This is a genomic window from Dokdonella sp. (assembly GCF_051958935.1).
Lineage (GTDB): Bacteria > Pseudomonadota > Gammaproteobacteria > Xanthomonadales > Rhodanobacteraceae > Dokdonella_A.
Genome location: NZ_JBQCFP010000031.1, coordinates 1 through 5,153 on the forward strand (window position 1 = coordinate 1; position 5,153 = coordinate 5,153).

A 5,153-nucleotide genomic window follows, 5' to 3' on the forward strand; every position below is an offset into this window, starting at 1 on the left:
GCGCGGATCAGGGCCGTGCGACGGGAGAGACCGTCCGGGGCAGGCGGTCGAGCAGGTCGCGCGCATACGGCGCGGGCGATGCGCGCAGTGCGGGCACGATCGCCGCGCGCAATGCCTCGGCCTCCTCGATGCGCGACTGCAGCGCCAGCGATGCCGCCAGCGCCACCTGCACTTCGAGAACGCGCAGGTCGTCGGCGGGATACGGCGGGCTGCGCACGGCGAGGGCCTCACGCGCCGCCGCCTCCGTGTCGCGCGCATGGCCGAGCGCGAGCTCGGCGCGCGCGAGCGCGAACAGCGCGGCGCCGAGCTGCGCATGCCCCGGCGCGAATGCGCGTCGCGCATGGCTGAGCGCGTCGCGGGCCGTCGCGAGCGCGCGCGTCGCATCGCCCTGGTCGAGTTCGACTTCGCTGAGCGCGGCGAGCACGATGGGACGCTGCTGGTTGTTGGCGTGGACGCGCGCGGTGAACACCGCCGCGGCCTGCTGCACCAGTGCCGACGCCTCGGGCAGGCGGTGCTGCAGGCGCAGGATCGAGCCGAGCTCGGCGCGGTACAGGCCGGCGCCCGGCGACGCGCCGGTCTCGCTGTCGCCCACGATGGAGAGCGCTTCGCGCAAACTCGCTTCGGCCTCGTAGTAGCGTCCCATCAGCGCCTGCGCGCGCCCGAGCTGGGCGAGCGCGCTGATGCGCCATGGGCTGCGCGCGCCTTGCGAACGCTCGCTGATCCCGAGCGCCTTGCGCGCCGCATCCTCCGCTTCGGCGAGCCGGCCGAGTTCGCGGTAGTCGCGCGAGATCGAGTTGTAGGTGGACACGAGATCACGCTCGTGCAGCGCGCCGGTCTGCGCTGCGCGCTCGAGCAGCCCGAGCCGCTGCGGCAACGCCTCGGCGTAGCGCCCTTCCAGTTCCAGCACCGCGAGCAGGTTGTTCCTCACCGTGAGCGTGTCGTGGTGATCGGCGCCGACGGTCTGCGTGCGGATCGCGAGTGCGCGGCGCAACGCCGCCTCGGAACCGGCGAGGTCACCCTTGTCGTCGAGCATGTTGCTGAACTCGTTGAGCGCGTGCGCGACGCGGTTGCTGTGCTCGCCGAAGATCGAGGCGTAGCTCTCGATCGCGCCGCGGAACGCCGCCTCCGATTCGTCGTAGCGGCCGAGGTCGCCGAGGCGCTGCGCGAGCTGCAGCCACTCGTCGGCAACGTACTCGTTGTGCTCGCCGAGCGCGCGCCGGTCTTGCTCGAGGTGCGTCGCCAGCAACGCGTCGACTTCGGCCAGCTCGCCCTTGCCGATCAGGCTCTGGGTGATGAGCTGGTGGGCGTTGGCGAAGGCTTCGGGATTGGCGAGGCCCTCGCGCGCGACGATCGCCAGTGCCTCGCGTGCGTGCGAGATCGCCGCATCGTACGCACCCGTTTCGCTTTCGACCCACGCCATGCCGAGCAGCACGCGCACGCGCACGTCGACGGGGAACCCGGACGCCTCGCTGGCCGCGCCCGCGCGCGCGAGCAGCTTGCCCGCGCGGTCGAAGTCGCCGAGTTCGATGTAGAGCTGGCCGAGCAGTGCGAGCACGTCGGCCTGCAGCACCGGTCGCTCGCGCAAGCCGAGGTCGACCTGACGCTCGCCCTTCTCGAGCAGCTCGTGCGCACTGATCGGTTTGCCACCGCTTTCGTCGGGGCTGGCATTCTCGAACACGCCGACGATGAACTGGCGCGCGGCCTCCGCACGCTGCGCCTGCGCCTGCGCGACGCCGGTCTGGACGTGCGCGACGCGCGCCTGCCACAGCGCGATCGCGAGCGCGGCGACGAGGGCAAGGGTGAACGCGAGCGCCGTCGCCACGCCGCCGCGGTGGCGGCCGATGAACTTGCGCGTGCGGTACCACGCCGAAGGCGGGTGCGCGAGCACGGGTTGCGAGGCGAGGTGACGCTCGATGTCGTCGGCGAACGCACCGGCCGAGGCGTAGCGGCGCTCCGGTTCCTCCGCGGTCGCCTTCAGCAGCATGTTGTCGACGTCGCCGCGCAGCAGTCGCCGCGTCTGCGCGGGACTCGCGGGCAGTGCGCCGGGCGCCGCGTCGACCAGCCGCGACGACGGCGTATGCGCCTCGCCGGGCGAGCGGCGCCGGCCGGTGGTGAGTTCGCCGAGCAGGACGCCGAGGGCGTACACGTCGGTCGCGGTCGTGATCGCGCCGCCGCTGAACTGCTCGGGCGCGGCGTAGCCGGGCGTCATCGCGCGATGGTCGGTATGCGTCGAGTCGATGTCCGCATCCAGCAGTTTGGCGATGCCGAAATCGAGCAGCTTGACGCGGCCCTCGCGCGTGACCAGCACGTTCGATGGCTTGAGGTCGCGATGCACGATCAGCGCACGATGCGCCGCTTCCACCGCGCGGCAGGCGTCGACGAACAGGCGCAGGCGCTGGCGCAGGTCGAGCGCATGCTCGCGCGCATGGTCGGTGATCGGCGTGCCTTCGACGAGTTCGAGCGCGATGTAGGGAACGCCGGCTTCGCTGATGCCGCCCTCGATCAGCTGCGCGATGTTGGGATGACGCAGCTGGGCGAGCGCGGTGCGCTCGTCGCGGAAGCGACGCTGTTCGGCCGGCGTGTACAGGCCGCGGCGCAGGAGCTTGATCGCGACCTGCTGGCGCACGCCGTCCTGTTCGCGTTCGGCGCGATAGACGATCGACGAACCGCCCTCGCCGAGCCGGTCCACCAGGGTAAACGGACCGACGCGCGTGCCGGCCGGAGGCGGCGCCGGCTCGTCGGCGGCGTCGGGGATGCGGCCGAGGAGGTCGTCGAAGGGACGGTCGAGCAGGTGTGCGTCGACGTCGACGTCGGCGTCGATCGCGAGCATCCGCTCCACCGCGGCCCGCCGCGCCGGATCGCGACAGTGCGCATCGAGCCAGGCGCGGCGCTCGTGCGCCTCGAGGTCGAGCAATTGTTCGTACAGGGCGCGTACGCTCGGCGTCTCGTCCATCGGTCTGCTCGCTGGAGTTCGCTCGCGCGCATGATGGCGAAATCGGCGCCGCCGCGACATCGGTTCGGGCGGCGGCGATCCCGGGCGGGACCAAGGCGCACGAGCGAACAACGCCGTTGCGCATCCCGCTGCGACATGCACGGGCGCCGGAAGGGTCAGCGTGCGGCGGTGGCGATGCCGAGGCCGAGGGCGTCTTCGAGCAGCGGCTCGAGTTCGCCGCGCAACTGCAGGCGCGCGAGCGCATCGATGCCGGCGGCGTCGCGCGGGTCGTCCGGGTCGAAGTCCTGCGAGCGTGCGAGCGCCGCGAGCACGTCGAACCAGGCGCCATCGTGGATATCCGCCGCCTGCAGCAGCAGGCCGGGCAGCATCCATGCGCGCGTGTCCAGGCGTTGCGGGCGGGCGTCGCGGCTGTCGTAGAGCAGCCACGGCACCGGCTGCTGCTTCGCGTCGCGGCCGTCGTCGAAGCCGAGTTCGGCATAGGTCGGGCCGAGATCGGGCAGATGGTCGCCGTAGAACAGCAGCAGGGTGCGCCGCTTGCGCCGCGCGAGCGCGTCGGCGAGACGGGCCAGTTCGTGGTCGGCGTCGTCGAGCAGGTAAAGGTAGTTCGCCAGCCACGGCCGCGCCCCCGGATCCAGCCGTTCGGGCAGTGGCAACGCAGCCAGGCGCTGTGGATCGAGGCCGGGTCGCCAGTCGAACGGCCCGTGGTTCTCCATGCTGATCGCGAACACGAACCGAGGCGGGCCGTCGTCGTCGAGTTCGTCGAGCACGCGGTCGGTGAGCGCGGCGTCCGAGGTGAACAGGCCGACGATGCGATCGGTCGGGAACGACGCCGCGTCGGCGAAGCGCTCGAAGCCCAGCGCGGGATAGGCCTGCGCGCGGTTCCAGAACGCGGCCGCGTTCGGATGCACCGCGACGCTGCGATAGCCGTGCGCGTCGAGCACGCGGGTGAGGCCGGGGTAGTTGTCGCGATCGAGTTCGAGCCACGGATATTGCACGCCGCCGAGGCTCGCGAGCGGCGCCCCCGTGAGGACCTCGAACTCGGTGCGGATGGTGCCGCCGGCGAACGTAGGCACACCGAGGTCGCCCGAGGTCGCGCGTTTCGCGAGCGTGTGGTAAGCGCGCAGGAAACGTCCGCTCAGCACGTCGCGCAGGCGTGCCGGGTCGAACAGCGATTCGCTCTGCACGACGACGATGTCGGGCAAGGCCTCGCTCGAGGTCGACTGCGCGAGCGCAGCGCGCAGCTCCGGAGCGTGCGCCTGGAGTACCGCCATGGCGGCGGCACGATCGGCCGGAGGCACGTCGCCGCCGCCGAGTTCCCAGTGGTAGACGAGCAGGCCGCCGATCAGTCCCGTGTTCGCCGCGCTCTGGTCGAGCGCCCACGGCTGGAACGCATTCGCCGCCTCGCCGTAGACAGCGCGCCACGCTCCCGCGCCGGTCATCAGGCTCGCGCCGACCGCGAACGCGGTCGCGCCGGTCGCCGCGCGACGCCAGCCCGCGAGCACGCGCAGGCGCCGCTCACGGCAGAGCACGAGCGTCGCCGCGACCGCAATGGCGCACAGGAGCGCATGGAGTGCATCCACGTGCAGGTACTGCACGAACAGGCGTGCCGCGGGGCCGGGCGCCGCGAGGAAGCGCAGGTCGCCCGGCAGCAGCGGCACCTGCAGCGCACCGAGCTTGGCCGCATTCGCGCCGTACAGCGCGAGCAGCGCGAGCAGGGTGAGCCAGGTCGACAGCAGCAGCCGGCGCGACAGCGCGAGCAGCAGCGTGAACTGGGCGTGTGCCGGCACTGCATGAGCAGCAGCAGGCGCAGCATCGGCAGCGGCGCCGCTGCGCCGGCAAGGTCGATGCCGGGGTCCAGGTGCGCGACGAGCAGCACGAGCACCAGCGCGCAGCCGGCGAGCGCGACGCCTTCGCGCTCGACCGCCGGTCGCCAGCCGTCGCGGGCAACGGATGGAAGGGGCAGGGGCATGGAGGGCGCGACAATGCCACGGGCCGGGCAACGCAGGATTAATTCATCGTTAGTTTTTGCAAAGCCGGCGCGCGCCGGCCGCGCTGGCCGCGCGCGCGAGCCTGCTGCCACAATGCCGGCATGCTCGAACCGACCCGCTGGCCGCGCCCGACCGCGGCCGGCCTCAACCAACGCCTGTCCCGCCGCGAGGTGGCGTGCCGCGAGGCGAGCGTGCCGGTCCACGACGACGCC

General features: G+C 72.4%; 2 protein-coding genes. Both read right to left on the bottom strand.

Going from position 1 to position 5,153, the window contains the following annotated elements; all coding sequences use genetic code 11:
* Positions 1-7 precede the first annotated feature (7 nt).
* Positions 8-2,953: a protein kinase domain-containing protein gene (locus tag ACTHK2_RS03460; RefSeq protein WP_440244300.1), complete on the bottom strand. Its 2,946-nt coding sequence runs from the start codon at positions 2,951-2,953 to the stop codon at positions 8-10.
* Between the two features lie 155 nt (positions 2,954-3,108).
* On the bottom strand, positions 3,109-4,740 hold the full coding sequence (locus ACTHK2_RS03465; RefSeq protein WP_440244301.1) for an LTA synthase family protein: 1,632 nt from the start codon (positions 4,738-4,740) through the stop codon (positions 3,109-3,111).
* Positions 4,741-5,153: the final 413 nt, after the last annotated feature.

Bases quoted from the DNA above. Each gene is read 5' to 3' on its own strand.
- ACTHK2_RS03460 (WP_440244300.1), bottom strand. From the start codon at position 2,953: ATGGACGAGACGCCGAGCGTACGCGCCCTGTACGAACAATTGCTCGAC.